The 25059-nt window shown below is 73.9% G+C and carries 24 protein-coding genes; 11 read left to right on the top strand and 13 right to left on the bottom strand.

Annotated elements, in window-relative coordinates; translation table 11 throughout:
- Positions 1 to 169 precede the first annotated feature (169 nt).
- Complete coding sequence (locus tag ACFYOB_RS09255; RefSeq protein WP_384531560.1) at positions 170 to 376, bottom strand: cold-shock protein; 207 nt, start codon at positions 374 to 376, stop codon at positions 170 to 172.
- A gap of 189 nt (positions 377 to 565) precedes the next feature.
- Between ACFYOB_RS09255 and ACFYOB_RS09250 the strand changes: the two genes are divergently transcribed.
- The gene (locus ACFYOB_RS09250) at positions 566 to 811 is read left to right on the top strand and encodes a 2-oxoglutarate and iron-dependent oxygenase domain-containing protein (protein ID WP_388556740.1); all 246 of its coding nucleotides are present in this window, start codon (positions 566 to 568) and stop codon (positions 809 to 811) included.
- A 493-nt stretch (positions 812 to 1304) separates the two neighbouring features.
- On the opposite strand, the gene ACFYOB_RS09245 is transcribed toward ACFYOB_RS09250, so the two are convergent.
- Both ACFYOB_RS09245 and ACFYOB_RS09240 read right to left on the bottom strand, forming a co-directional pair.
- Positions 1305 to 3377 carry a HelD family protein gene (locus ACFYOB_RS09245; protein WP_388556808.1) on the bottom strand — a complete coding sequence of 691 codons (2073 nt, stop codon included), beginning with the start codon at positions 3375 to 3377 and terminating at the stop codon, positions 1305 to 1307.
- Positions 3378 to 3649: 272 nt separating this feature from the next.
- Positions 3650 to 4024, bottom strand: coding sequence for a hypothetical protein (locus ACFYOB_RS09240; protein ID WP_388556814.1), 375 nt, complete (start codon positions 4022 to 4024; stop codon positions 3650 to 3652).
- On the opposite strand from ACFYOB_RS09240, the gene ACFYOB_RS09235 reads away from it, so the two are divergent.
- Together ACFYOB_RS09235 and ACFYOB_RS09230 are read left to right on the top strand one after the other, a co-directional pair.
- A complete protein-coding gene (locus ACFYOB_RS09235) occupies positions 3926 to 4135 on the top strand; it encodes a hypothetical protein (protein ID WP_388556737.1) in 210 nt (69 codons plus the stop codon). The genes ACFYOB_RS09240 and ACFYOB_RS09235 overlap by 99 nt on opposite strands.
- Positions 4050 to 4706 (top strand): hypothetical protein, encoded by a 657-nt coding sequence (locus ACFYOB_RS09230; RefSeq protein ID WP_388556734.1) that lies wholly within the window; start codon positions 4050 to 4052, stop codon positions 4704 to 4706. The genes ACFYOB_RS09235 and ACFYOB_RS09230 overlap by 86 nt, the downstream gene beginning before the upstream one ends.
- A 130-nt stretch (positions 4707 to 4836) precedes the next feature.
- Here the strand turns inward: ACFYOB_RS09230 and ACFYOB_RS09225 are convergent, their stop codons facing one another.
- Entirely contained in the window at positions 4837 to 5205 is a 369-nt protein-coding gene (locus ACFYOB_RS09225) for an HGxxPAAW family protein (protein ID WP_388556732.1), read from the bottom strand.
- A 92-nt stretch (positions 5206 to 5297) separates the two neighbouring features.
- On the opposite strand from ACFYOB_RS09225, the gene ACFYOB_RS09220 reads away from it, so the two are divergent.
- Together ACFYOB_RS09220 and ACFYOB_RS09215 are read left to right on the top strand one after the other, a co-directional pair.
- Positions 5298 to 5804 (top strand): MarR family winged helix-turn-helix transcriptional regulator, encoded by a 507-nt coding sequence (locus ACFYOB_RS09220; protein WP_388556729.1) that lies wholly within the window; start codon positions 5298 to 5300, stop codon positions 5802 to 5804.
- Between the two features lie 73 nt (positions 5805 to 5877).
- Complete coding sequence (locus tag ACFYOB_RS09215; RefSeq protein WP_388556727.1) at positions 5878 to 7365, top strand: DEAD/DEAH box helicase; 1488 nt, start codon at positions 5878 to 5880, stop codon at positions 7363 to 7365.
- A 45-nt stretch (positions 7366 to 7410) separates the two neighbouring features.
- Here ACFYOB_RS09215 and ACFYOB_RS09210 read toward each other — a convergent pair whose 3' ends face one another.
- The 4 genes from ACFYOB_RS09210 to ACFYOB_RS09195 all read right to left on the bottom strand — a co-directional run bounded on the left by ACFYOB_RS09210 (position 7411) and on the right by ACFYOB_RS09195 (position 10619).
- Complete coding sequence (locus ACFYOB_RS09210) at positions 7411 to 7881, bottom strand: hypothetical protein (protein ID WP_388556725.1); 471 nt, start codon at positions 7879 to 7881, stop codon at positions 7411 to 7413.
- A 238-nt stretch (positions 7882 to 8119) separates the two neighbouring features.
- Positions 8120 to 8785 carry a GNAT family N-acetyltransferase gene (locus tag ACFYOB_RS09205; protein ID WP_388556722.1) on the bottom strand — a complete coding sequence of 222 codons (666 nt, stop codon included), beginning with the start codon at positions 8783 to 8785 and terminating at the stop codon, positions 8120 to 8122.
- Between the two features lie 117 nt (positions 8786 to 8902).
- Positions 8903 to 9487 (bottom strand): SRPBCC family protein, encoded by a 585-nt coding sequence (locus tag ACFYOB_RS09200; protein ID WP_388556719.1) that lies wholly within the window; start codon positions 9485 to 9487, stop codon positions 8903 to 8905.
- Between the two features lie 88 nt (positions 9488 to 9575).
- On the bottom strand, positions 9576 to 10619 hold the full coding sequence (locus ACFYOB_RS09195) for an NUDIX domain-containing protein (RefSeq protein ID WP_388556716.1): 1044 nt from the start codon (positions 10617 to 10619) through the stop codon (positions 9576 to 9578).
- Between the two features lie 226 nt (positions 10620 to 10845).
- Here ACFYOB_RS09195 and ACFYOB_RS09190 point away from each other — a divergent pair, with 226 nt between their 5' ends.
- The 3 genes from ACFYOB_RS09190 (at position 10846) to ACFYOB_RS09180 (ending at position 14214) form a co-directional block, all read left to right on the top strand.
- On the top strand, positions 10846 to 12048 hold the full coding sequence (locus tag ACFYOB_RS09190; RefSeq protein WP_388556713.1) for an acyltransferase family protein: 1203 nt from the start codon (positions 10846 to 10848) through the stop codon (positions 12046 to 12048).
- Positions 12049 to 12103: 55 nt separating this feature from the next.
- A complete protein-coding gene (locus ACFYOB_RS09185) occupies positions 12104 to 12658 on the top strand; it encodes a hypothetical protein (protein WP_388556710.1) in 555 nt (184 codons plus the stop codon).
- A gap of 68 nt (positions 12659 to 12726) precedes the next feature.
- The gene (locus ACFYOB_RS09180; protein WP_388556707.1) at positions 12727 to 14214 is read left to right on the top strand and encodes a hypothetical protein; all 1488 of its coding nucleotides are present in this window, start codon (positions 12727 to 12729) and stop codon (positions 14212 to 14214) included.
- 19 nt (positions 14215 to 14233) lie between these two features.
- Here ACFYOB_RS09180 and ACFYOB_RS09175 read toward each other — a convergent pair whose 3' ends face one another.
- Positions 14234 to 15199: a helix-turn-helix transcriptional regulator gene (locus ACFYOB_RS09175; protein WP_388556704.1), complete on the bottom strand. Its 966-nt coding sequence runs from the start codon at positions 15197 to 15199 to the stop codon at positions 14234 to 14236.
- A 78-nt stretch (positions 15200 to 15277) separates the two neighbouring features.
- On the opposite strand from ACFYOB_RS09175, the gene ACFYOB_RS09170 reads away from it, so the two are divergent.
- The 3 genes from ACFYOB_RS09170 to ACFYOB_RS09160 all read left to right on the top strand — a co-directional run bounded on the left by ACFYOB_RS09170 (position 15278) and on the right by ACFYOB_RS09160 (position 20717).
- Positions 15278 to 15910: a TIGR03086 family metal-binding protein gene (locus ACFYOB_RS09170; RefSeq protein WP_388556702.1), complete on the top strand. Its 633-nt coding sequence runs from the start codon at positions 15278 to 15280 to the stop codon at positions 15908 to 15910.
- A 98-nt stretch (positions 15911 to 16008) separates the two neighbouring features.
- A complete protein-coding gene (locus ACFYOB_RS09165; RefSeq protein WP_388556699.1) occupies positions 16009 to 17829 on the top strand; it encodes an RNA ligase family protein in 1821 nt (606 codons plus the stop codon).
- The gene (locus tag ACFYOB_RS09160; protein ID WP_388556696.1) at positions 17829 to 20717 is read left to right on the top strand and encodes a poly(A) polymerase; all 2889 of its coding nucleotides are present in this window, start codon (positions 17829 to 17831) and stop codon (positions 20715 to 20717) included. Before ACFYOB_RS09165 ends, ACFYOB_RS09160 begins: the two co-directional genes overlap by 1 nt.
- A gap of 13 nt (positions 20718 to 20730) precedes the next feature.
- On the opposite strand, the gene ACFYOB_RS09155 is transcribed toward ACFYOB_RS09160, so the two are convergent.
- The 4 genes from ACFYOB_RS09155 to ACFYOB_RS09140 all read right to left on the bottom strand — a co-directional run bounded on the left by ACFYOB_RS09155 (position 20731) and on the right by ACFYOB_RS09140 (position 25050).
- Positions 20731 to 21648 (bottom strand): NADP-dependent oxidoreductase, encoded by a 918-nt coding sequence (locus tag ACFYOB_RS09155; RefSeq protein ID WP_388556692.1) that lies wholly within the window; start codon positions 21646 to 21648, stop codon positions 20731 to 20733.
- 120 nt (positions 21649 to 21768) lie between these two features.
- Positions 21769 to 23145, bottom strand: coding sequence for a GH1 family beta-glucosidase (locus ACFYOB_RS09150; protein ID WP_388556689.1), 1377 nt, complete (start codon positions 23143 to 23145; stop codon positions 21769 to 21771).
- The gene (locus ACFYOB_RS09145) at positions 23142 to 24005 is read right to left on the bottom strand and encodes a carbohydrate ABC transporter permease (RefSeq protein WP_388556686.1); all 864 of its coding nucleotides are present in this window, start codon (positions 24003 to 24005) and stop codon (positions 23142 to 23144) included. The genes ACFYOB_RS09150 and ACFYOB_RS09145 overlap by 4 nt, the downstream gene beginning before the upstream one ends.
- Positions 23995 to 25050 carry a carbohydrate ABC transporter permease gene (locus ACFYOB_RS09140; RefSeq protein WP_388556683.1) on the bottom strand — a complete coding sequence of 352 codons (1056 nt, stop codon included), beginning with the start codon at positions 25048 to 25050 and terminating at the stop codon, positions 23995 to 23997. Before ACFYOB_RS09140 ends, ACFYOB_RS09145 begins: the two co-directional genes overlap by 11 nt.
- Between the last annotated feature and the right edge of the window lie 9 nt (positions 25051 to 25059).

Here is a 25059-nt window from a genome sequence, read left to right as displayed (position 1 = left end):
CCCCCATACTGGGCGTATTCGGGCGTTCCGACAACGCGGCGAGGTGCCGTAGCCGGCGTCGTGCGCCCGCCGGGGATTACGGGACAGCCCTTAGGACGGCCGCGGACGCCGAGAGCCCCGCCGGTCGGACCGGCGGGGCTCCCATCACGGGCTGTGCTCGTGAAGCGGACTACGAGAGGGGAACCACCCGCTCGGCCTGGGGGCCCTTGGGGCCCTGGGTGACGTTGTACTCGACCTTCGCGTTCTCTTCCAGAGACTTGAAGCCGCTGGTCTCGATGGCGGAGAAGTGCACGAACACGTCCGGGCCGCCGTCGTCCTGCTGGATGAACCCGAATCCCTTCTCCGAGTTGAACCACTTCACGATGCCTGTTGCCATCTGGCTGATCCTTCTCAACGTTCCACTGCGGGCCGCATATGCGGCCGTCATTGATCCTGCCCAAAGGTCCCGCAGAGCACACGCTGAACGCGGCCAACCGTGGCGTGGCGCGCATTCGAACTTCTGCCCGCCCTGTCCGTGAATCGAGGGATCGGCGACTCCCCAAGACGCTTCGAGAGGGGACGGGACATGAGCGGACTCGCGACGTTCCAGGTGCCGGACCAGGTGACCGGGACGGCTGCGGACGAGGCGCTCGGCCGGGCGATGACCGCGGCCTGGCAGCGCGACGGGATCTTCCAGGTGGCGGCCGGCGCCGGGCAGCGGGCCCGGACGCGGGAGGCCATGGCGGCGAGCCGCCGGTTCTTCGCCCGGCCCCTGGCCGAGAAGGCGGCGTGCGTCAAACGACACCTCGTACAGGGCGTAGCGCCGAGGTAAGGCCAAATGGACTCCGGCGGCCATCAGCTCGCGTTGCTGCCGGCGCTGAAGTCGTATCAGCGGATGGGCGGTTTCCGGCGGCCTCCTTGCGGCCGCCTCCGCGATCTGCCGGGCCCGGGCCTGCTGGTACTTCGTCCCCACCCGCTGGCGGACCTCCGTACGCTGCCGCTCAGCGGTACGGCCCGTCGCACACGCCGGGAGCGCGCCCTCCGGAAGCTCGCCTGTACGGCGGACGAAGTCGACCACCATCTCCGGATAGTCGTCCGGCTTACAGCACGCACGAACTCGGCATCGAACCCGACGCGTACGACCCGAAGCGCGACGTCGACTTCACCCTGCTGCGCGAAGGGGATCTGCACGTCGTCGGCTTGGACCGGGCCGCGTGATGCCGGGTGCGGCCACGAGCGGTGAGGCGGCGAGCACCCCCGTGCGCGCGGGCCGGTGTCTGTACCGCGCCGGGTGCGCCCGCGGCGACGCCGCGGGCGCCGAGCCGTCAGGCGGGCTGGACGGTGATGGTGCAGAGGCGCTTGGTGGCGCGGGTCAGGGCTACGTACAAGTCCCTTTCCCCACCGGGGCGGGTCGTGATGATTTCCTCGGGGTTCATGACGACGACCCCGTCGAATTCCAGGCCGCGAGCTTCAGACGCCGGCACGATGCGTGCGTGGCGAGCGATGCCCTGGGCCGTCAGCTCGCTCACCCTGGTGTCCGCGCAGATCACTCCCAGAAGCTCGCCCGGGTGCGCGGTGCTCTGGGCGCGGAGTTCCTGAACGACGGCGGTGACCAACCCGTCCGGAGGTGTGGTCACGGTGCGCGGGCTCTCACCGCTTCGCAGTGACCGTGTGGGCCTCTGGTCCGGAGCGATCCGCGTGAGCAGGTCCCGGACGCTCTCCAGGATCTCCTGCGTGGTGCGGTAGCTGATGGTCAGGTTGTGCAGTTTGAACCGCGGTCCGACGTGGGGGCCCAGTGCTTCCTTCCAGTCGCGTGCCGTCGCGACCGGGCCCGCCTGGGCGAAGTCACCCACCAGCGTCATCGCCCTTGCCGGGCAGCGGCGGACGATCATCCGCCACTGCATGGCGGTCAGTTCCTGCGCCTCGTCGACGACGACGTGCCCGTACGTCCGCTCCGGGGGGCCGTCGACGAGGCTCGCCGCCTCGTCCAGCAACGGCACATCGGCATCGGTCCACGGGTCGTCCGGACCGCGCAGCAGAAGGAACCGCTCCTGCGCGGTCAGGCGGGGCAGGCGCTCGGCGAGAGCGCCGGCGTTCGTCAGGAGCGCCTTCACGAGGTCACCGGGTACCAGCCGCGGCCACAACACCTCGACCGCCCGGTCGACGCCGGCGTCGTCGAGGAGATCGGCACGGATGGCGTCCAGGTCCAGCTCGTGGACCGGACCCGGGTCGGCCGCACCTTCGGCACGGCGCTGGGCGGCTCCCGTGAACCGGTCGAGATTGATGCCCGTCATCGCTTCGGCATCGGCGTCGATCTGCTCCAGGAGGTCGCCCATGTCCCGTTGCATCGCGTCGGTGACGGCGTCGACCAAGAGCTCCTTGAACACCTGGCGCGCGGGGTTGTGCCCCAGTACGGCTGCCACGGCGGCGTCGCGTGCCGTCGCTACTTCCGCGCCGGACAGGTGAACCAGTTCCTGTCCGACGCGCACGGTGAAATCACCGGCGGGGGCTTGGTGGACGCGCAGCAGGCCGGCCAAGGCGTCGGCGAGGTCGGAGCTGCCCTTGAGACGCGCCGTATCGAACGGGTCCACCGTGTCCGTGGACACTCCGGCCAGTTCCCGGCAGGTCGCCAGAACGACGTCGTTCTCGCCGAGCGAGGGAAGGACCTGGGAGATGTAGTCGAGGAACCGGGCGTTCGGGCCCACCACCAGGACGCCCTCCTCCGCGGCGCGCGGGAACGCGTAAAGGACATAGGCCGCCCGGTGCAGTGCGACCACCGTCTTGCCGGTGCCGGGCCCTCCCTGCACCACGGTCACCCCGCGGTGGGCGGAGCGGACGACCTCGTCCTGCTCGGCCTGCAGCGTCGCGACGGCCGCGTGCATCCTGCCCGTACGCCGCGCCGACAGAGCCTCGGTCAACGGGCCGTCCCCCACGACGTCCTCGTCGGTCGGGGCGGTCCCGTCCAGCAGTTCGTCGCTCACCGATATGACCGTGCGCTCCTCGAGGCGCAGGTGCCGGCGCCGCCGCAGGCCCATCGGGTGGACCGGTGTCGCCTCGTAGAAGGGCCGCGCCGCGTTCGCGCGCCAGTCCACGAGCAGAGGCAGGTCATCCTCTTCCGTATGCAGTCCGATCCGCCCGATGCGCAGGGCCGTGCCATCCGCCCAGTCGATGCGCCCGAAGACCAGCCCCTTTTCGGCGCCCTCCAGCCGGCCGATTTCCTTGGCCAGACGCTCGGCGGCGATTTCTCTCTCGTATGCCTCACCGGCGCTTTCCGCCGGCGCCTTCAGCACACTCGCTCGGTGTACTCGCGCCTCGGAAAGCCGCTCGGTGAGCAACCCATATAACGAGGACACATAATCCCGCTCCGATGCAACCGCACGCACAGCGGGATCATTCATTTTCGACAACAGGGGACTCCTTCGATTCGAGCCACACCATACGGTCAAAGTTCCCTAAAGGTAAGTCTTGACTTACCTGGCAAGCCATGGCCCTACGACTGAATCCATGGCGGCTGACCGTATGGCGTATCACGCATTCCGCCGTTCCGTATATCGCTATTGCGCTCCCGATGTCCGTCTGCCTTATGGCGAGCCCACCCTTGGATCCCGGCGATGGTTTGTCGCGCTCGGAAAAGGGGGTAGATCCGGCGAGACGACCGGCGCCATCGAGCTCACTGCCAGGGGGCTTCCGGTCGCTTCTTCTGGCCAAAGGAACGAATGACTACAGGCGTGGCGCGCGTCAAATGAATCCGGGCTTTCCGGCGCCCGGCGGCGCCGCCGATTCGGCCGACCAGCAGTCGGCCGACCGCCAGAACCTGGTGCTGGACGAGGCCGGGATCGAGGACCCGGTTGTCTTCTAGAAGCAGGCCGGGACCTCCAGCCGCCTTCACCCGCTGGAGCGGCCGAAGTTCGGCGAGCCGCTCGCGTACGCGCGGCCGGGCGACACTGTGCACATCTCCGAGATGTTCCGCCTGGTGCGCGGCACCGGGCACATCCTCGACGTGCTCGACGTCCTGCACCGCGACCGCCTCGCCCTGCGCATCCACGATGGCTCGTTCTCCGCGATGGACCATGATGCAGACCCTCGCCGCCGCCGGCGAACGCTGCGGGCCGCCGAGGGGGGCGAAGGGCAACGCCGCCCTCTCCCGCGACCATGACGTCAGCCGCGGCGCCATCCGTAGCGCCGTCGCGGACCTCCCGCCCGAGTACACGGCCGTCGAGCCGGGCGCCCCGGCCCCGGAACTGGCGGTCGCCCTCGACACGCCGGGCAAGGTCGCCGACTTCCTCCGCGCCACCGGACTGGAGCCCGCCGATCGCGCCACGGCGGGCGAGCGGGACGCGTCGGAGATCTTCACCGTCACCCCGGACCTGCCGGCGGGGAGCGGACTGCCCTGCCACGGGCCGGCGCCCTGCCCCGACTCCGGCCACCGCGCGGCCATGGAGGCCTACCCGGCCGGGGTGGGCGGTCCCGGCGAGCGGCTGCTGCGGCTCGTGGCGCTCGGGCTGGGGCTCGGGCTCGGTTCCGACGGAGCCGGACCGGGGACGGGGCCGGCCGGGCTGACCCGCGGCGGCTGGCACCACATGCGGGTCCTGCGCTTCCCGGCCGCCTCACGGACCACGGAGCGCGGGATCGCCGCGCACACCGACCGCGGGCTCCTGGGGATCGGCGCGCAGGACGAGGTGGGCGGGCTGTCCGTGCGCCCGCCGATCGCCGGGGAGAGTTCCTGACGGGCCGCGCCCTGCTGTCGACCCCGCACAAGGTGCGGCTCGCGGACCGGGGAGCGCCACGCGCTCGCCTACTTCCACTAGCCGGGCGGCGACTGGGCCATCCACTACGGGGAACACTCCACCCGCATGTTCATGCGCTGCTGTCCGCGGCGGGCAGCGACGCGGCGGATCGAGGCCGAGGGGCTGCTGCGCGGGCTCGCCTCGGTCCGCCGACCCGGCAGCCCACGCACGCGGCGTGGCCCGTGTGCGCCGCGGTGTCCCGGGTGCGCCAGTCCCACTCGGCCTCGGGGCGGGGCCCGCTCGGCTTGCCCCACCCCGCGAGGTGGAGGAGCCAGGTGACGATCCCGGCCGCGGCGACGACGCCGAGGCCGAGCCAGATGCCGGGGGTCCACGCCGCGCACACCGCTGCGCCCGCTCCGGCGAAGCCCAGCAGGGCCAGGGCCGTACCGGTCCAGCCGGCCACTGTGTGGCCGAGATCGACGTGACCGTGCGCACTCATGGTTCTCCCTGGTCGGGCAGTCGGCAGTAGGCTCGGAGAGAGGATTCATTTATCTCACGAGCTAAGTTGCTTAGATGCTAAGGAGTATGTGCGTGGAGGGCAAGACCCGCCCCCCGGCCACGGCCGAGGAGGCGCTGGCGCGCATGGACCGGTACGTCGCCCTGGGCATCGTCGGACAGCAGGAGGTCGCCCAGCGGCTGGGGCTCAACGTCACCGACCTGACCTGCCTGGGCCACATCCTGGGCGCCGGGGACACCCCGCTGGCCGCCGGGGACCTCGCCGAGCTGGTGGACCTCACCACCGGCGCCGTCACCGGGGTCCTCAACCGCCTGGAACGCGCCGGATACGCGCGGCGCCGGCCCGACCCCGCCGACCGGCGCCGGGTGCGGGTGGTGGCCGAGCCCGAGGCCGCCGCCCGGGTCGTCGCGGTCTACCAGCCGTTCTACGACCGGCTCGGCGCCCTGTTCGCCGACTACACCCCCGACGAGATCGCCGTGATCGCCGACTGGTTCGAACGCGCCGCGGCCGAGGTGCGCACCCACTGCGCGCAGGTGCGGTCGGGGGAGCTGGACGGGGAACCGGAGACCGGGGGGCAGTAGCCCCCCGCTGGTACCATGGGCGGTTGAGCATCTTCTTCTTCCTTCTTCTTCACTCCGCTTCGAAAGGCCCTGCATGAGGAACCCGTCAGTTCATGGACGCTTCGGTGTGAAGGGCGGTGCCAAGGCCGGGGCCAAGTCCGGCGGCAAGGCCCCCCGGAACATCGGGCCGCAGGGCGAGTTCACGATGCACGAGCCGAAGAATCCGGCGCTGCCGCCGGTGGCGTCGTTCGCCGAGCTCGACCTGCCCCTTGAGCTGATGACGACCATGGCCTCGCTGGAGGTCAAGGAGCCGTTCCCCATCCAGGCCGCGACGCTCCCCAACGCGCTGGCCGGCCGGGACGTCCTCGGCCGCGGCCGGACCGGGTCCGGCAAGACCCTCGCCTTCGGCCTGGCACTGCTGGCGCGCACCGCGGGACAGCAGGCGGACCCGAAGCGTCCGCTGGCACTGGTCCTCGTGCCGACGCGCGAGCTGGCGCAGCAGGTGACCGACGCGTTGGCTCCGTACGCCGAGGCCCTGAAGCTGCGGATGGCCACCGTGGTCGGCGGGCTCTCCATCGGGCGGCAGGTGAGCGCGCTGCGCACCGGCGCCGAGGTCGTGGTGGCCACCCCCGGGCGCCTGAGCGACCTCGTCGGGCGGCGTGACGTCCACCTGGAGCGGGTGAAGATCACCGTGCTCGACGAGGCGGACCAGATGTGCGACATGGGATTCATGCCGCAGGTCACGGAGATCCTCGATCAGGTGCACCACGCGGGGCAGCGGATGCTGTTCTCGGCGACCCTGGACCGCAACGTGGACCAGCTGGTGCGCACGTACCTGAAGGACCCGGTCTCGCACTCCGTCGACCCGCAGGCGGGCGCGGTGACCACGATGGACCACCACGTGCTGCACATCCACGCGGCCGACAAGATCTCGGCGGCGACCGAGATCGCCGCCCGCGACAACCGGGTGCTGATGTTCCTCGACACCAAGCACGGGGTCGACCAGTTCGTGAAGCACCTGCGGGCCATGGGCGTCCGGGCGGAGGGGCTGCACAGCGGCAAGTCGCAGCCGCAGCGCACCCGGACCCTGGCGCAGTTCAAGAGCGGCGCCGTGACCGTGCTGGTCGCGACCAACGTCGCGGCGCGCGGTATCCACATCGACGACCTCGACCTCGTGGTCAACGTCGACCCGCCCGCCGACCACAAGGACTACCTGCACCGGGGCGGCCGTACCGCCCGGGCCGGCGAGTCCGGCAAGGTCGTCACCCTCGTGACACCGAACCAGCGGCGGGACATCGTCCGGCTGCTCGCCGACGCCCGGGTCCGGCCGACCATCACCCAGGTGCGCTCCGGCGAGGCGGCCCTGAGCCGGATCACCGGCGCGAAGGCTCCTTCCGGGGTGCCGCTGGCCGGCTCCGCGCCGACCGACGCCAAGGGCAAGCCCTCGGGGTCGGAGCTCGGCTTCCGCGGGATGGGCACCCGCCCGGGCCGCCCGGGCAGGGGCAAGGAGTCCCGCAAGACGATGGAGGCCCGGCAGACCGCCGAGGCCCGCCGCGCCGCCCGGGTACGCAAGGGCCTCTGAGGCACGTACGTACGCCCCGCCCGGACGGGGGCGGGGCAGGCCTGGTCAGGCCAGGGTGCGGCGGCGCAGCCGATCGGCGGCCGCGTTGCGGACCCGGCGGGTGCGGGCCTCGGCGGCGAGCAGCCGCAGGGCCTCGTACGAGGTCAGGGACTGGGCGGCGGTGCGCTGGCACCAGTCGGAGGCGGCGGTGAGCTCCGCCGCGGACCACGCCTCGCCGCGGGTGATCGCCTTGAGCAGGGTCCATTCGCGCAGCCGCCGCTCGGGGAAGGCCCGGCCGGCGAGCGCGGCCGTCATGGCCTGCGCCCAGGCGGGAAACCCCTCGTCGGCCAGCAGCCGGGCCGCCCGGCGGTTCAGATGGGTGACCACCGCGCTCTCGGCCATCACCGGGTCGGGGTCGCGCAGCACCGCGGCCACGGCCTCGGCTTCGGCGGACTCACCCGGCGCCACGGCCAGGAACTCCAGGTGGCGGCCGTAACGCCAGTGCTCGGGCGGCGTACCGGCATCGGAACGGCTCATCGGCCGACGCCTTCAAGGACGCGCTCCGCCCGGCCGCCCGCCGCGGGCCCGGCCTCTGCGTGACGCGGCAGGCCGATGGTGTGCCGCTGCTGCTTCTTCCCTCTCCCCATGGCACCCATTCCACACGACCGCCGTGAGCGGCCGGTGGTCAGGGTGCCCTCGGGGCGCTTTCGGGCTGCCTCCGGGCGCCTTTCGCAGTGCCCTCGCGGTGCCCCTCGGGGTGCTCAGCCCGCGGTGCTCAGCCCGCGGGAGGCAGCATCAGCGCCTCCGCGCCGACCGGGCGGTAGCCGGCGGCCTGGAAGGCGCGGACGCTGCGGGCGTTGCCGGTGGCCTGCTGGGACCAGACCGGCTGCCCGTCGGGGACGAGGTGGCGGGCCGCGCGGGCCAGGTCCCGCCCGAGTCCGCGGTGGCGGACGTCCTCGTCCACCTCTATCGCCGTCTCCCAGCGGCCCGCGACGCCCCGGCCGAGGACGACGACTCCCCCGTCCGCCGCCCAGACCCGTACGCCGTCCCGGCGGTGCAGGGCCCGCCGTACCCGGGGGTGGTCGGGGTCGGCGATCTCGCGCAGCTCCAGCGGGGGTTCGCCGGCCAGCGGTCCGGCGACGGTGAGCAGGTCGACGGTGTCGGTGGTGCGGCCCGTACGGTCCAGCAGCGCGGCCAGGAAGCGCGCGTTCATGGTGGCGGCGAGGGCGTCGCACGTGAGGGCTTCGAGGGTGGACCGCACCCAGTCCGGGTCCTCGTCGGTGAACACCACGGAGTGCGCGGTGAAGGCGATGACGCCCGCGTCGCGCCGGTTCTCCTGCGGTACCACGGTCGTGCCGCCGTCGGGCGGCGGAAACCGCCCCTCCGCAGCCGCGTCCAGGATCTCGCCCAGAGTCCGCCCCGTGCCGTGCTCGCGTGCCATGTCTGCGCTCCTGATCAGTGTTCGGTACACATGATCTCAGGCGCGGCGTACGGGTGTTGGGGCGGGGCGGGGAGAGCCGGGAGGCTGCCGCCCGGGTCGGCTCTCCCTGCCCGCCGGTCAGCTGCCGCCGGACCCGCCGGTGTCGCCGGCGTCGTCGATCCCGCGGGTCTCGCGGGTCTCGTACGCCTCGTGCCCGCCGTACCCCTGTTCCGTCCCGTCCCCGGGCTCCGGCAGCGGGGCTCCCGTCTCCAAGAGGGTCTTGAGACTGGAGGCGAGCATCGGCCAGGCGCGTCCGCACATGCCGATCAGCGTGCCGCCGGGTTCGAAGCCCTCGTGCAGGATGGTCAGCCGGGCGAGGGCGTCGCCGACCGGCTCGATCTCGTACGTCACCTTCGTGCGCCGCTCCCCGGCCAGTTCGGCCCGCAGCTCCTCGTCTACCCCGACCGCGGCCGCCCACTGCGGGCTGAAGGTGTGCCAGGTGTAGGACAGCAGGCGGTCCGGGACGCAGTCCAGGACCACCTGCTCGGGGTCGCTGGTGCTGGCCCCGCGCTCGACCCAGGCCATCGTCGAGCCCACGGCCCAGTCCGTCTCGAAGCTCAGGCCCCAGTAACGGCGGGTGAGGGCAGGATCGGTGAGGGCCTGCCAGACCCGGTCGGGATCGGCCTGGATGTACAGGGTGTAGGTGATCGCACTGTCGCTCATGGCCCCATGCTGCGGGACCGCGGACCGCGGACGCCGGATTTCCCGATCATGGCGGCGGACGCGGCCGGTCCGGCCGGTGCGTCGGTCGTCACCAGCAGCTGCCCGGCTCCGGGAGTTCCGTGGGCGGGGTGCGGGGCGGGGCCGGGAGGGACAGGTGGGTGCGGGCCGTGTGGACCGCCGCGAGTTCGTCGTCGCCCGCCCGGCCCCAGTCGCTCAGTTCGCGGACCTGTTCGGGGGTGGCCAGGAGGCGGGCGTACGCCGGGTCCGCCGCCGGCGGGAGCCCGGTGAGGCGGGCCGCGGTGCGGGCGTGGACGCCCTGGTCGCCGTGTCGGTAGCCGAGCTCGACGGCCCCGGCGGCCGGTGCGGCCGTCGGGGGCGGGAGCTGGGCGGCGCCGGTGGCTCGGTCGATCAGGAGCAGGACCCGGCCGTCGGGGGCGAAGAGCCACCCGGAGCGGTCCCGTACGGGCAGCCGCGCGGGGACCGGGCCCGGGTGCCAGGCGCCGTGCTGCGGCTCCCGGCGGGTGCGCAGCACGCCCAGCCGGTCGAGGGCGGTGGGCACGGTGGGACGGCCGTCCTCCAGCAGGGCGGTCCCGCAGCCGTTGATCCGGGCGCGCAGTGCCGACAGGGCGCGGCGAGCGTCTCCCGCGTCCATCAGGTCGGGCAGGTCGGCCGGTTCGGCGAAGTGGATGCCGGTGATCTCCTGGGGCGGAAGGCGAACGGAGTCGATCCGGTCCTGGGTCCACGTGCCGCCGTCGTAGACATGGAGGATCTCGCCGGGGAACCGCATCCCGGCCGGGAAGCCCGGGGTGTCGGCCGGGATCCAGTCCACGGCGAGGCCGCGGCGGTAGCACCCGTCGACGCCCAGTTCCTCGCGCACCTCGCGCGCCGCCGCGGCCGACGGCGCCTCGCCCGCGTCCACGGCGCCGCCGGGCAGCATCCGGTCGGCCCGGTAGTCGACGCTCTGCACCAGGACCCGGCCGTCGACGTCGGTGACCAGGACGACGGCGCCGGTCCACAGCACGGCGCGCGAGGCACCGTAGGCCTCCGGGGTCATCCAGGTCCCCGCCCGCCGGTGCTCGTCGGTCGCTGCGCCGCCCTGCTCGGGCACGGCCTCGTCGGTCAACTGCGGCATCGGAACTCCGTTCACCGTGGGTGGACCCGCCGACTGTGCAACAGCGGGCGCGGCCCGCTGGTTACGGCAGCCTCCCGGTGGTTGCGGCAGCCCCCCGCCAGCTCCGCTTTGCCGCCCCTATACCTCCTTATTACCTGGTTATGCGGTCCTTGCTACGGTCCGGAGGCGGACTGGCGGTATGAAACCCGCCGGTCCGACCACGTCACCGGACCGAGGAGACCCAGCCGTGCCACGCGCCTCCCGTCCGGGGAACACCGGTTCCGGAAGGCTGGCCGGGGTCGACGCCGTGCGCGGGCTCGCCGTGCTCGGCATGTTCGCCGTGCACGTCGGCCCGGGCGCGCGGCCCGGAGGCGCCGGGTTTCTGATCATCGCTGCCGACGGCCGCGCCCCGGCGCTCTTCACCCTCCTCGCCGGCTTCTCCCTGGTACTCGCCCAGCGGGACCGCGACCCGGCCGGCGGGTGGACCCGGCGCTACCGCCCCCTGCTGATCCGTTCCGCCATCCTGGCCCTGCTCGGCGTGTTCCTGGCCTCGCTGTGGCCCGGGATCCTGGTCATCCTGGCCTTCTTCGCCGTGTACTTCCTCGCCGCCGAACCCTTCTCCCGGCTCTCCACCCCGGTGCTCGCCGCCGTCGCGGCGGTCTCGGTGGCGGCGGGCCCGCTGCTGTCCTTCCTGCTGGGCCCGGTGTTCGGGTACGGGACCTCCGGGCGGGGACTGGTCCCCGAAGCCGCCGATTTCACCAGCTGGGCCGGGCTGGGCCGGGTGCTCTGCGAGCTGCTGCTCACCGGCGCGTATCCGCTGGCCACCTACTTCCCGTACGTCCTGGCCGGGATGGCCCTGGCCCGCCTGTGCGACGTCCGGGAGCGGGCGGTTGCCGGACGGATGGCCGTCTGGGGCACGGCGGCCGCCGTGGCCGGCTACGGCTCCGCCTGGCTCGCCACCCACGTGTTCGGCTCCCGGGACCGGCTGCTGGACGCGATCGCCGCCCACCACCCGCAGGCCGCGGCCGCCGCCGACCCCGTACGCGAGGTGCTGCGCGGGCAGTACGGCGCCGTGCCCAGCACCTCCTGGGACTGGCTCCTCGTCGCCGACCCCTACAGCCAGACCCCGCTTGAGACGCTCGGCAACGCGGGCGTGGGCTGCGCCCTCATCGGCCTGTGCGCGCTCGCCGCGCGACTCCGGCTGGGGGCCCGACTGCTGCGGCCGCTCACGGTGCTCGGGGCGATGGCACTGAGCGCGTACGTGGTCCACGCGCTGGTCCTGGCCGGCCCGGCCCACGGCGCGGCTTCCTGGCCCGCCTGGATCGCCTTCAGCGCAGCCGCGCTCACCCTGACCTGGGCCTGGCAACGCCTGTACGCCGGCAGTCCACTCCACCGCGGCCCCCTCGAACACGCCCTGCGCCTGGCAACCCGGCCGGAAGGCCGGGGCTAGGGGGTGTCCTTCGGGTCAGGCCGTCACCGGGCGGCGGCCGACTTCACCCATCCGCATGACGGGTACCGCCCCGGGGCGGCCGGTACGGCAGGGTGGGCGGATGCAGCTGCGCCGGGCCCTGCCCCTGACCCTTGCCGCACTCGCCATGACCACCGGATGCGTGACCGTGCATCCCGCCGCCCCGCCGGAAGTTCCGCGGCTGGCGCCTGCGGCCGACCGTACGGAGCCGCGCCAACCAGCCGTCCCCGCCTTGCCGTTGGGCTACCTCCCGAACGCCGCGGAGACCACGCCGCAGACCCCGCAGACCCCGCAGGCCCCGCAGGCCCGGGAGCCCGCACCGGCGGATCCGGTACCGGCGGCGGCGGCCCCGGAACCCCCGCACCGGGCGGCCGAGCCGACCCGGCGGCACCGGCCGCAGAGGCCCGTGGGGGCGTACACGCCCGTCAACCCCGTCAAGCCCGCCCGCCCCGCACCCCCGGCCAGGCCCCACAAGCGCCCCCCGGCGAAGGCCGAGTCCCGTCCCGCGCCGCCGCGTACGTACGACATGACGCAGCTGTGCGAGGCGGCCCGCGGCACGGTGTCTCCCTCCATCGTGGCCCTGTGCCGGTAGCGGGGGTGTCCGGCCCGACCGGCGGTTACCCTCAAAACCGCACGGCGGACGACTCGGGGAGCGGGCACATGAACGACGCGGGACCGGAGGCGGCCGCGGCCGTCGTCCGTGCGCTGCGCGAGCTGGCGCGGGAACGGCCGCACGAGGTCGAGCTGTTCGACGGGTTCACCGACGCGGAGCTGGACGGCTGGGCCGTCCCGGTCCCGGAGGACGTCCGGATCGTGCTGCGGGAGATCGGCGGGCTGGAGAGCGAGGCGCACGAGTACCTCTTCGGGCCGCGCGGTCGCGCGGTGTTCGCGGACGGCTACTGGACCCTCGGTGAACTGGACTTCGGCGAGGGCTCGTTGATCGTCGGCGTCGGCCCCGTCGGCTGGGGGCCGGTCGTGGCCGTCCGTCCGTGGGGGGACGACGCGGACGTCACCGTCGAGGCCCCGGAGTTCGTCGGCTGGCTCGCCTGCTTCACGGAGCGGCTCGCCGAAGGGACGGCGGACCGGCCCGCCGCGAAGCACTTCGTACCGGCCGTCCCGACCGTCGAGGTGGCCGAGGGGACGGACACCGGGCTCGCCGCGCTCGTCGGACGCGGCGACTCGCTCACCGATCTCGTCGACCTGCGCGATCTGCCCGGCTACCCGTGCGCGGTGGGCTGGGAACCGTACTTCTCCACCTCCCACGACACGGCCGACACCGGGAGCAGCGAGGTCCAGTACCGGATCGTGGGCGACGGCCGGGCGCTGCTGCTGCGCAGCGTGGTGAGCGGGGACTTCCTCGGGCGGCCGGTGCGCAGGCACCGTCCGCCGGCGGATGCCGCGGACCGCGCGGTCGCCGAACTGCGCGCGCTGGCCGCCGAGTTCCCCTCTTTCGCCGTACTCGAAGCGGGCGTCGGCGACCGCACCATGGACGGCTGGGGGGCCCCGGTGCCCGCCGACGTCCGGTGCGTGCTGCGGGAGATCGGCGGTGTGGCCATCGCGGGACTGCCCGCGCTGCGGCTGCTGCCCGGAGCCCCCGAGCACGAGGTGGACCCCGAGGTGCACCGCATGATGGGCGGCGACGGCACGTACTGGCCGCTGACCCGGGTCGGGTACGGGCACAGCCCCGCGCTCCTGCAGATCCGCGTCGACCCGGAGACCGGGCGGTGGGGGTACGCCGTCTCCGTGCCCGCCGAGGCGAAGGCGCTGCGGGAGTACCCCGAAGTGGCCCTGGTCGCCGAATCCCTGCCGGACCTGCTGCTGACCTTCGCCCGGCTGGCCCGGCAGGCCGCGGACGGCCCGGACTTCGCGGGCCGGGTCTCCCGGGACACCCGGTGGCTGTTCCCCAACACCGGGGAGCCGTGGCCGCGGCCCGCCCCGGTCGGCGAGTGGGCGGGATCCGCGGACCCGCTGCTCGCGGCGGCCGCCGCACTGCCGGCCGGGACGCACGCCGCCGACCTGCGGGCGGTGCCGATCCCGAGCGACCTGTGCTTCTACCGGGCGGCGGGCTGGCCGTACGCGGCCCGGCTGGACCGGCTGCACTTCGCGGCCGGCGGCGGGCTGGCCGCCGCGGTACCGGCCGGCGGCTGAGTCCGCCCGGGGCGGTGCGTCACGCCGGCCCGTCGTCCGGGGGCGGTCCGTAGAGCCCGGCGAGTTCGGCACCCAGCCGGGCCAGCCACTCCCGTACGTCCGGCGGATCGAGCACTTCGATCCGGGCTCCCAGTCCGGACAGGTGCGCGGCCAGCGCCCTCGGCGCCGGGCCGTCGACCCAGGCCTCCGTCCAGCCGTCGGGCAGCGTGCCACCGACGCGCAGCCGGCCGCCGGAGAGCCGTGCCAGCAGTGCCACCGCGCCGGGTTCGACCCGGGCCCGGGCGGTCACCGCGTACAGCCTGTCCTCCATGGCCCCCGCCAGTTCCCGCCAGGCCGTGGCGAGGTCGAAGTCCGGTGGCCGGTGGGCGGGTTCGCCGGTCGGCTCGACCGAGGTGACCCGGCTGAGCCGGAAGGTGCGCAGCCCTTCCTCCGTACCGGCCACGAGGTACTCGACTCCTGCCTTGGTCACGAGTCCGAGCGGGTCGGCGGTGCGGACGGCGGCCGGTTTGCCGGCGCCCGCGTACCCGAGGCGGATCCGGGTGCCGTCCACCACGGCCCGCTGGAGGGCCGAGCGGTACGGGACGTCGGCGGTGACGGGAGTGCGCGACCAGTCCGTGCCGTCGACGGCGGTGGCCCGCGAGGCGGCCTCGGCGCCGCCGCGGAGCGTGGCCGGCAGGGCCTGGACCAGTTTGCGCAGCGCGGTGCGCAGTTCGGGGGTGGTGGCCTGGGGGCCGGCGACGAGGAACAGCGCCCGGATCTCGTCGGCGGTCAGGCCGGTGAGGTCGGTGCGGGCGCCGCCGACCAGGGACCAGCCACCGCCCCGGCCGCGCTGCGAATAGACGGGGATCCCGGCGGCGGCCAGTGCCTCCAGGTCGCGCCGTGCCGTCCGCTCCGAGACGTCGAGTTCCTCGGCCACTTCGGGGACGGTGACGCGCCCGCGCGCCTGGAGGAACAGCAGGGCCGCCACCAGCCGGTCAGCCTTCATGGGAGTCGTTTCGCATGGACACGATTCTCCCCGGAAAACTGGCCAGAAGGTGGCCACTTTGCCCGCCAGGATGAGGTCATGACCGAAACCGAGCAGTTCACCACCGCCCTGTCCGCCCCTTCCGCCCCGTCCTCCTCCCCCGGCGCCGACACACGTCCGGATCTGGCGGCTGCCGTCGCCCTCGCCGGGCGTACCCTGGCCGCCGTCCGGCCGGACCAGTACGACCTTCCGACGCCCTGCACCGAGTTCGACGTCCGGCGCCTGTCGAGCCACCTCGTCGGCGTGCTGCGGCGGATCGCGGTGATCGGGCGTGGTGAGGACCCCTTCAGCGTCCCGTCCTTCGCCGACGAGCTCGCGGACGGTGAGTGGGCGGCCGCCTGGGAGCCGGCCGCCCGCGAGGTGGCGCGGGTGTGGGCGGACCCGGCGGTGCTGGGTCGCGACCTGCGCCTGCCGATGGGGGTCAAGCCGGGCGTGGTCGCGGCGGCCGTGTACACCAACGAACTGACCCTGCACACCTGGGACCTCGCCACCGCCACCGGACAGCGGCCGGACTGGGACACCGGCCTGCTGGAGCGGCTGGTCGAGGTGGTACGCCGGGCACTGCCCGCCGAAACCCGCGGCGGCCGTATCCCGTACGGCGAGGTCGTCCCCGTGGCCGCGGACGCGTCCGCCCTCGACCGGCTGGTGGCCTGGTCCGGCCGCCGCCCCTGAGCGGGCCGCCCGGCGCGGGCGGGCCGTTATTCGATGGATGGGGGCTGCTCCGGATACCTACAGTGACGGGGCACCACGTCGTCGAGCAGGAGCAGACCATGCGCACGCACTACCCCCGTACGCCCCATCTGCCCTGGTCTCCCGGGGCGAGCGCGGACGATGTCCGGGTGACGGGGCCGGGGGCATGGGCGGGGCTGGCCGGCCGCGAGGTCGTGGTGACCGAGAAGCTCGACGGGGAGAACACCACCCTGTACGCGGACGGCCTGCACGCGCGTTCGCTCGACTCGGCCCACCACCCCTCGCGGGCGTGGGTCAAGGGCCTCCAGGGGCGGATCGGCGCGGGCATCCCGGCCGGCTGGCGGGTGTGCGGGGAGAACCTGTACGCCCGGCATTCGCTCGCGTACGAGGACCTGGACAGCTGGTTCTACGGGTTCTCGGTGTGGGACGGGGAGCACTGCCTGGACTGGGACGGGACCGTACGTTTCCTGCGCGGTCTGGGAGTTCCCGCTCCGCGCGTGCTGTGGCGGGGCGTCTTCGACGAGCGTGCGCTGCGCAGGCTGAAGCTGGACACCGCACGGCAGGAGGGGTACGTCGTTCGGACCGTGGACGGCTTCGCGTACCAGGATTTCGGGCGGTGCGTGGCCAAGTGGGTGCGCGGCGGGCACGTGCAGACGGACACGCACTGGATGTTCGCACCGGTCGTACCGAACGGGCTCGGCCCGGCCGCCCCGTTGTGGGCGGTCCGGTCGGGTGCGCAGGCCGACGCGGCGGAGCTGCTGACGGCGGCCGGGGTGACGGGTGCGCCCTGGGCGTCCGGCGCCGCCGAGGCCGGCGATGTCTCCGGAACCGATCCCGGGACCGATGCCGGGACCGGATCCGTCGCCGATGCCGTCGCCGATGCCGTGGCCGAGGTCGCCGCGCGGACGGACGGATCGGGGCGGACCGGCGACGCCCGGCTGGCCGGGGTACTGGCCGCCGTGCTGCACCGCGCGCCGCGGGGCCGGGTCGCGGCGCGGCTCGCGGCGGGACCGCTCGGGATGGGGCCCGCTCGGCGGGTGTCGGACCTGCTCGGGCTGTACCCGTACCTCCAGCGGCCGTTCCCCGACACGGAGCGGCGGGCCGGGCTGGTCCGGATGGCCGCCGCCGCCGATCTGGGCGTGCTGCACGCGCTGGCGGGAGCGACGGCCGGGGACGCGCAGGCCCGTGAGTACGTGGAATGGTCCGCGCTGTGCGCCGAGGAGGCGGGGCTGCTCGACCCCGACCCGCTCGGAGCCTTGCGCACCGCGCTGCGGGAACCCCTCGGTGCGCTCGACGCGGACGCGGCCGACCGCTGCTGGGCCGAGGCGCGGCGCGCGTTCGCGCTGGGCCGGATCGGCACGGCGGAGGAGGCGGTCGCGGCCACCTGGCGCTGGCGCGACGGAACGTTCCCCCGGCTGGTGCAGTTGTGCGGCCCCTCGGGCAGCGGCAAGAGCACCTTCGGACGCGCCCTGCCCGGGGTGGACACCTACATCAGTCTCGACGACCTGCGCACCGCCCGGGGTTCCCGTGCGGACCAGCGGGCCAACACGGAGGTGCTGAGCGAGGGGCTCGACCTCCTCGACGCCGCTCTGGCCCGCGGGGGCACGGTCGTGTGGGACGCCACCTCCCTCACCGACCAGCAGCGGGGACTGGCCGGTTCGGTCGCGCGCCGCCGCGACGCGCTGGTCACCCACGCCGTCGTGCTGGTCGACGAGGAGGAGCTGGTACGGCGCAACGCCGTGCGCACGGACCCGGTGCCGCCAGGGGTGCTGGACTCGCAGCTGCACCGGTTCAGCCCGCCGTACCCCGGTCAGGCGCACCGGACCTGGTACATCGGCGCGGGCGGCGGCGTCGAGGACACGGCGGGCGGCCTGGGCGCCGCGGCGGGCGGGGAGCACTGATGCGTACCAGCGAGGAGCTCTACCACCAGGTCCGCTGGGACCCCCGGTTCGATCCGGCGCGGTTCGTCCTCGGGCTGCTCCAGCGCGGAGCCGCCCCGAAGCGCGTGCCGCTGCCGTCCTTCGTGCCCGGCGGCGACATCCCCTGGCACCGCGTGCTGTTCGTCGAGGCGGACGGCGAACTGGTGTGGGACCGGGCCACGGGAGTGGACCGGATCGACGCCACCGCCGCAGGGCGGGTGCGTGATCCGCGCCTGCTGCGGGCGCCGTTCTTCACCGCCCGGACCCCGTACGCGTGGGATCCGGCGGACGGCGGCGGCTGGCGGCCGGCACAGGCTCCTCCCCACGGCGGGACGGGGGCCGCGACCGCGGTACGGCTGCTGACCTGGAACACCCTCTGGGACCGGTACGACGCCCCGCTCATCGCCACCGCTCGGCGCAGGCCGCTGCTGCTGGCCGATCTTTCGGCCGCCGATGCCGATGTCATCGCGCTCCAGGAGGTCGAGCCCGCACTGCTCGGCATGCTGCTGGCCGAGGACTGGGTGCGGGAGCGGTACACGCTCGCCGCGGATCCGGGCGGCCGCGACGTCGCCGAGTACGGGCTGCTGGTGCTGAGCAGGCTGCCGGTACGGGAGGCGGGACTGCACCGGCTCGGACCGCACAAGGCGGTCACCGCGGTCACGGTGGACGTCGCGGGCGGCCCCCTGGTCGTCGCCGCGACCCACCTGACCAGCGATCACACCGAGAACGGAGACGTACGGCGGGCCGCCGAACTGACACGGCTGGCGGAGGGGCTGGGCGGCCTGGAGGCCCCGGTGGCGCTGCTGGGCGACTTCAACGACGGCCGCTCCGGAGCCGAGGGACCCGCGGCCACGCTGGGCATGCGGGATGCCTGGACCGACGTGCACGGGGCCGGCGACGGTACGCCCACGTTCGATCCGGTGGCCAATCCCCTGGCGGCGGTGGGCTCGCTGTCCGGGCGGGCGGCGCGGCTGGACCGGATCCTGCTGAGGGCCTCCGGGCCGGCGCGGGTGACCCGGGCGGCGCTGCGCGGCCACGCCCCGGACCGGGACGGCCTGTTCGTCTCCGACCACTACGGGGTGGAGGCGACGGTGGAGTGGGGGGCACCGGGTGCCGGGCCCGCGCGGCTCGACGTACCGGCGACAGCGCGTACGGCGGTGGCGTGGCTGCCGCCCCGCCTCCCGGAGGCGGCGGACGCGCTGCGCAGGGCGTACGACCCGCAGGCCGACCGCTGGCCCGCACACGTCAACCTGCTCTTCGGCTTCGTACCCGAGTCCTCGTTCGAGGAGGCCGTGCCGCTGCTGGCCGAAGTGGCGGCGGCGACACCCGCGTTCACGGCACGGCTGGAGGGGGTGCACAGCTTCGGGCACCGGGAGGACGCCACGCTCTGGCTGGATCCGGCGGCGGCCGGCGACGAGCCGTGGCAGGAGCTGCGCGGGGCGCTGGCGCGGCGGTTCCCGGGGTGCCTGGGGCGCACCGGGGAGTACACCCCGCACCTGACCCTGGGCCGCAGCCGGGATCCGCAGCGGGCGGCCCGGGAGTTCACCGCCCGGCTCGGCGGCGGAGCGTCGGCGCGCGTCGGGGAACTGGCGGTGCTGTCGCGGCGCGGGGACGGGCCGATGCGGGTCCGGGCGACGGTGGCGCTGGGAACCGGCGAGGTGCGGTGGGTGGCGCCGGAGGCCGCGGAGCCGGTCGGCGAAGCCGTCACCGGACCCGTCACCGAGCCGGTCGGCGCCCGGTTCGCCATGGCCACGGCCGATCGGGTGGCCGACGCGATCGGCCCCGGGCTGCTGCGGGTGGCCGGATCGCGCCGCATGCGCTGCGAGCTCGCGCACGCGGACCTGGACCTGGTGGCGGCGCTGCCGGGCTCGCCCGATGTCGCGGAGGTGCGGCGACGGGTCGAAGCGGCGCTGCCCGAGGCCGAACGGATGCGGGAGGTGACCGGTGCGCGGGTGCCGGGCCTGCGGTTCCGGCTGGGGACGCTGGATGTGGACCTGGTGGTGGTCGGCTGTGGCGCGGTGGAACCGGGGCAGGCGCTCGCTCGGCGGTCGGAGCTGGGCGAGGCGCCGGCCGTCGCGCTCAGCGCGCTGAGCGACGCGGATGCCGTACGGGACTTCGTGCGCGGGGAGTCCGACGCCTTCACCCGGCTGGCGCGGGAGGTCAAGGCCTGGGCCAGGGCGCGGGGTCTGGACTCGGCGCCGTTCGGGGCGCTGCCCGGCCTCGCCTGGGCGGTGCTCGCCGCGCGCACCGTGAGCGCGGCCGGGCCGGTACCGCCCGAGGCCCTGCTGCGGGAGTTCTTCGGCATGTGGGCGGCGTGGGACTGGCGGGAGCCGGTCGGCCTGGCGCCCTCGCCGCCGGGTCCCGGCCCGGTGACGGTCCTGACCCCCTCCGAGCCGGTCCGCAGTTGTACGGCCCAGGTGGGACCGGGCCTGCGCGATCTGCTCGTCCGGGAGCTGTACCGGGCCTGGGAGCTGCTGGACACGGATCCCGGGGCCTTCGGCGAGGTCCTGGCGGCGCCGCCGCTGCACCGGCGGCACGCCGCCTGGGCGGTGGTTACCGTACGGGCGCCCGACGAACGGGAGTTCGAGTCGGTCCTGGGCCGGGTACGCGGCCGGATGCGGGCGCTGCTCGGCGCCCTGGAGGAGGCCGGGACCGCCGACGCGCACGCCTGGCCGCATCCCTTCGGGACGGGCCCGGGCCTGGCCCGCTACGCGATCGGGCTCGGCGCCACCCCGCCGGACGCGGCGGAGCTCGCCGCCGTGGCCGCGCCGTGGTCGCGCGGCCTGCCCGGCGTCGAGGTCACGTGGGCGGCCTGCGGCGAGGTGCCGGACCTGGTTCGGCAGGGCCCGGGCCCGGCGGTCGGCCCGTAGCGGGCGTTCACGTTCAGAGCTCGATGACGATCTTGCCCGAGGTGTGGCCGCCCTGGCTCAGCTCGAAGGCCGCGGCCAGCTCGGACAGCGGGAAGGTCCGCGCGACGGGCACCGTGAGCTGTCCGCTGTCCGCGAGGCGGCCCAGTGCCTCCAGGTCGCTGCCGACCGGGCGGACCCACATCCACTCGCCGCCCGAGCCCGTGACGGTGGGGTCGGCGATGGAGGCGTGGCGGCCCTCGTCGTGCAGCACTTCGCGGGTGACGGCGAGGACCCCGCCCACGAAGTCGGCGACGACCGTGACTCCTTCGGGGGCCAGTTCGAGCACCCGGCCCGCGAGTCCGTCGCCGTACTCGACGGGCTCGGCTCCGAGCGATCGGACGCGGTCGTGGTTGCGGGGGGAGGCGGTGCCGATGACCCGGGCCCCGAGCGCGCGGGCGATCTGGACGCCGAGGGAGCCGACGCCGCCGGCGGCGCCGTGGATGAGGACGGTGTCGCCCTTGCCGGTGCCGAGCCGGGTGAGCACCTGGTAGGCGGTCTGGCCGGCGAGCGGGAGCCCGGCGGCCTCGGCCCAGCCGAGCGAGGCGGGCTTGTGCGCGAGGGACCGTGCGGGCACGGTGACGAACTCGGCACAGGTCCCGCCGTGCACGTAGTCCTTACGGGCGTTGGCCATGACCTCGTCGCCCTCGGCGAACTCGGGGGTGTCCGGTCCGACCCGCTCGACGGTGCCGGATACGTCCCAGCAGGGAACCACCGGATACACGACGTCCATCAGGCCGTCGAGCCCGCCCGCCATGACCTTCCAGTCGACGGGGTTGACACCGGCGTACTTCACCCGGACGAGGACCTCGCCCGGAGCGACCTTCGGCAGGGGCAGCCGGGTCTCGGTGAGCACCTCCGTCCCGCCGTACGTCTCATAGGCAATCGCTCGCATGGTGTTGTCCTGCGCCATCTACCCGACCTCTCCGTGAGCTGCTGGACCCGCCCCGGGCCCATCCCACCACGCACGCGGCGCCCGCCCCGAGAAGCAGGGCGGGCGCGGTGCGGCGAAGCGTCAGCGGGCGCGGTGCGCGGCGATGATCTCGGCGTACCGGCGGCCGCTGGACTTCACCGTGCGGCGCTGGGTGGCGTAGTCGACGTGGACCAGGCCGAAGCGCTTGTCGTAGCCGTAGGCCCATTCGAAGTTGTCCAGCAGCGACCAGGCGTAGTAGCCGGCCACCGGTGCGCCGCGGCGGGCCGCGCGGGCGCAGGCGGCCAGGTGGGCGGTGAGGTAGGCGGTGCGTTCGGGGTCGTGGACGCGGCCGTCGGGGGCCACGGTGTCGGGGTACGAGGAGCCGTTCTCCGTGATGTGGACACGCTGGGCCCCGTACTCCTCGTACAGGCGCATGATCAGCGACTCCAGGCCGTCGGCGTCGACCTCCCAGTCCATGGCGGTGCGCGGGACGCCGGGCCGCTCGATCTGGCGGGCGAAGGGTGCGGGGCCTGCCGGATCGTCGGTGACGACCTGCGGGAAGTAGTAGTTGAGGCCGGTCCAGTCGAGGGGGGCGGCGATGGCGGCGGGGTCGCCGGGACGTTCGGGGAGGTCCACGCAGTAGACCTCGCGCATGTCCGCGGGGAAACCGCGGCCGTGGACGGGGTCGAGCCACCAGCGGTTGACGTGGCCGTCCACGCGGCGGGCGGCGGCGTGGTCGGCCTCGCTGCCGGTGGCCGGTTCGACGGTGGAGAGGTTGTTGACGATGCCGATCCGCGCTCCGGGGGCGGCCGCGCGGACGGCCTGGGTGGCGAGGCCGTGGCCGAGCAGCAGGTGGTAGGAGGCGCGGACGGCCGCGGTGAGATCGGTCAGGCCGGGGGCCATCCTGCCCTCCAGGTGGCCGATCCACGCCGAGCACAGCGGCTCGTTCAGGGTGGCCCATTGGGTGACGCGGTCGCCGAGCCGTCCGGCGACGAGACCGGCGTACGCGGCGAAGTGCTCGGCGGTGGCGCGCTCGGGCCAGCCCCCGCGGTCCTGGAGGACCTGGGGCAGGTCCCAGTGGTAGAGGGTCACGTTGGGTTCGATGCCGGCGGCGAGCAGTGCGTCGATCAGCCGGTCGTAGAAGTCGAGGCCCTTGGAGTTGGCGGGGCCGTCTCCCCCGGGCACGACGCGCGGCCAGGCGACGGAGAGCCGGTAGGCGTTGGTGCCGAGCTGCCGCATGAGGCCGATGTCGCCGCGCCAGCGGTGGTAGTGGTCGCAGGCCGTGTCGCCGGTGTGGCCGCCGTCGACGGCGCCCGGGACGCGGGTGAAGGTGTCCCAGATGGAGGGGGACCGGCCGTCCTCGTCGACCGCGCCCTCGATCTGGTAGGCGGAGGTCGCGGTGCCCCAGGCGAAGTCGCGGGGCAGGGCGGCGAGGTCGAGGGCGCGGTCGGCGGCGGGGAGGCTTTCGGAAAGGGTCATTTGACGGCTCCTGCCGTGAGTCCGGCCACCAGGTACTTCTGCAGCAGCAGGAATCCGGCGACGACGGGGATGCTGACGACGAGCGAGGCGGCCATGATCTGGTTCCAGTACACGTCGTTCTGCGTGGAGTAGCCCTGCAGTCCGACGGCGAGGGTGCGGGTGGTGTCGTTCGTCATGACGGACGCGAAGAGCACTTCGCCCCACGCGGTCATGAAGGCGTACACGGCGACGGCGACGATCCCGGGCACGGCGGCGGGGAGCACGACCCGCAGCAGCGCGCCGATCGGGCCGCAGCCGTCGACCGTGGCCGCCTCGTCGAGGTCGCGGGGCACCGAGTCGAAGTACCCGATGAGCATCCAGATGGAGAAGGGCAGCGAGAAGGTGAGGTAGGCGAGGATGAGCCCGCCCCGGGAGCCGTAGAGCGCCACCCCGGTGCTGTTGCCGATGTTCACGAAGATCAGGAACAGCGGGAGGAGGAAGAGGATCCCCGGGAACATCTGGGTGGACAGCACGGCGACGGTGAACAGGCGCTTGCCGCGGAACCGGTAGCGGCTGACGGCGTACGCCGCGAAGACGGCGATGACCACGGAGCAGACGGTGGCGGCCCCGGCCACGATCAGGGAGTTCAGGAAGTACTTGGCGAGCGGGACGGTGTGCCAGATGTCGATGTAGGGGCGGACGGTGAGCCCGCCCGGGATCCAGCGGAACCGGCCCGCCACGTCCGCCAGCGGCTTGAGCGAGCTGGTGACCATCACGTAGACGGGCAGCAGCACGAAACCGGCGAGCAGGGTCAGGAAGACGGCCCGGACGACCCGGAAGGACAGGGGCGGGTCGAGCGGACCGCGGGGCCTAGCGGGCATCGTCGTTCCTCCGTCCGCGTGTGGTGACGAGCAGGTACCCGGCGGTGACCAGGAGGAGGAAGAGGAGCAGGAGGACGGACATGGCCGAGCCGGTGCCGAAGTTCCAGGTGACGAAGGACGACTGGTAGATGTGGACGGAGATCAGGTCGGCGGCCTCGGGCGCCGCCTTGCCGAACAGGACGAACGGCGTGTTGAAGTCGTTGAAGGTCCACAGGAACAGCACCAGGACCAGTACCTGGTTGACCGCGCCGAGCGAGGGCAGGGTGATCCGGCGGATCTGCTGCCAGACGCCGGCGCCGTCCAGGGCCGCGGCCTCGTAGAGGTCGCCCGGGATGTTCTGGAGGGCGGCCGTCACGACGAGGAAGGCGAACGGCCAGCCCTTCCACACCGAGACGGTCAGCAGGGCCCAGAAGCTGTTGTCGCCGATGAGCCAGAAGGTGTGCTCGGCGCCGCCGAGGCCGAGCTGGTCGTGGAGGACGTGGTTCACCAGGCCGTTGTCCCGCTGGAACATGAACACCCAGGTGATGACGGCCGCGTAGACGGGCAGGGCGTACGGGACGAGGAAGAGTGCCCGCAGGAAGCCGCGGCCGCGGAAGCTGCCTTGCGTGAACACGGCGGCGGCGGTTCCGAGCAGCCAGCACAGGCCCACGGAGAGCAGGGTGAACAGGCAGGTGGTGAGGAAGGAGCCGAGGAGGGCCTCACCGACGGGGCGGTTGACGTCGACGGCGAGTTCGTAGTTGCGCAGGCCCGTCCAAGGGGCTCGGGACCAGTCCCGGATGAAGAACTGGGTGAGCTCCCGGAAGCTCATCACGATGCCCGTCACCATCGGGACGAGGTGGATGAGCAGTTCGAGGAGGAGGGCGGGCAGGAGCAGGAGGTAGGGCAGGGCGGTACGGCGCAGTCGGCCGGTGGGGCGCAGTCGTCCCGTACGGCGTACGCGGGCGGCGGCGCGGCGCGGCCGCCCGGCGGCGTCGGCCCCGGACCGGACGTCGGCTGCGGCGTCGGGCCCGGTGCCGGGTGGCTTCGCGGTGGGCACGGAGGTCATCTGGCGGGG

Source organism: Streptomyces sp. NPDC006463 (genome assembly GCF_042870715.1).
GTDB lineage: Bacteria > Actinomycetota > Actinomycetes > Streptomycetales > Streptomycetaceae > Streptomyces.
The sequence above is the reverse complement of the archived record's forward strand: the minus strand, read 5'-3'. Positions and strand labels throughout refer to the sequence as shown.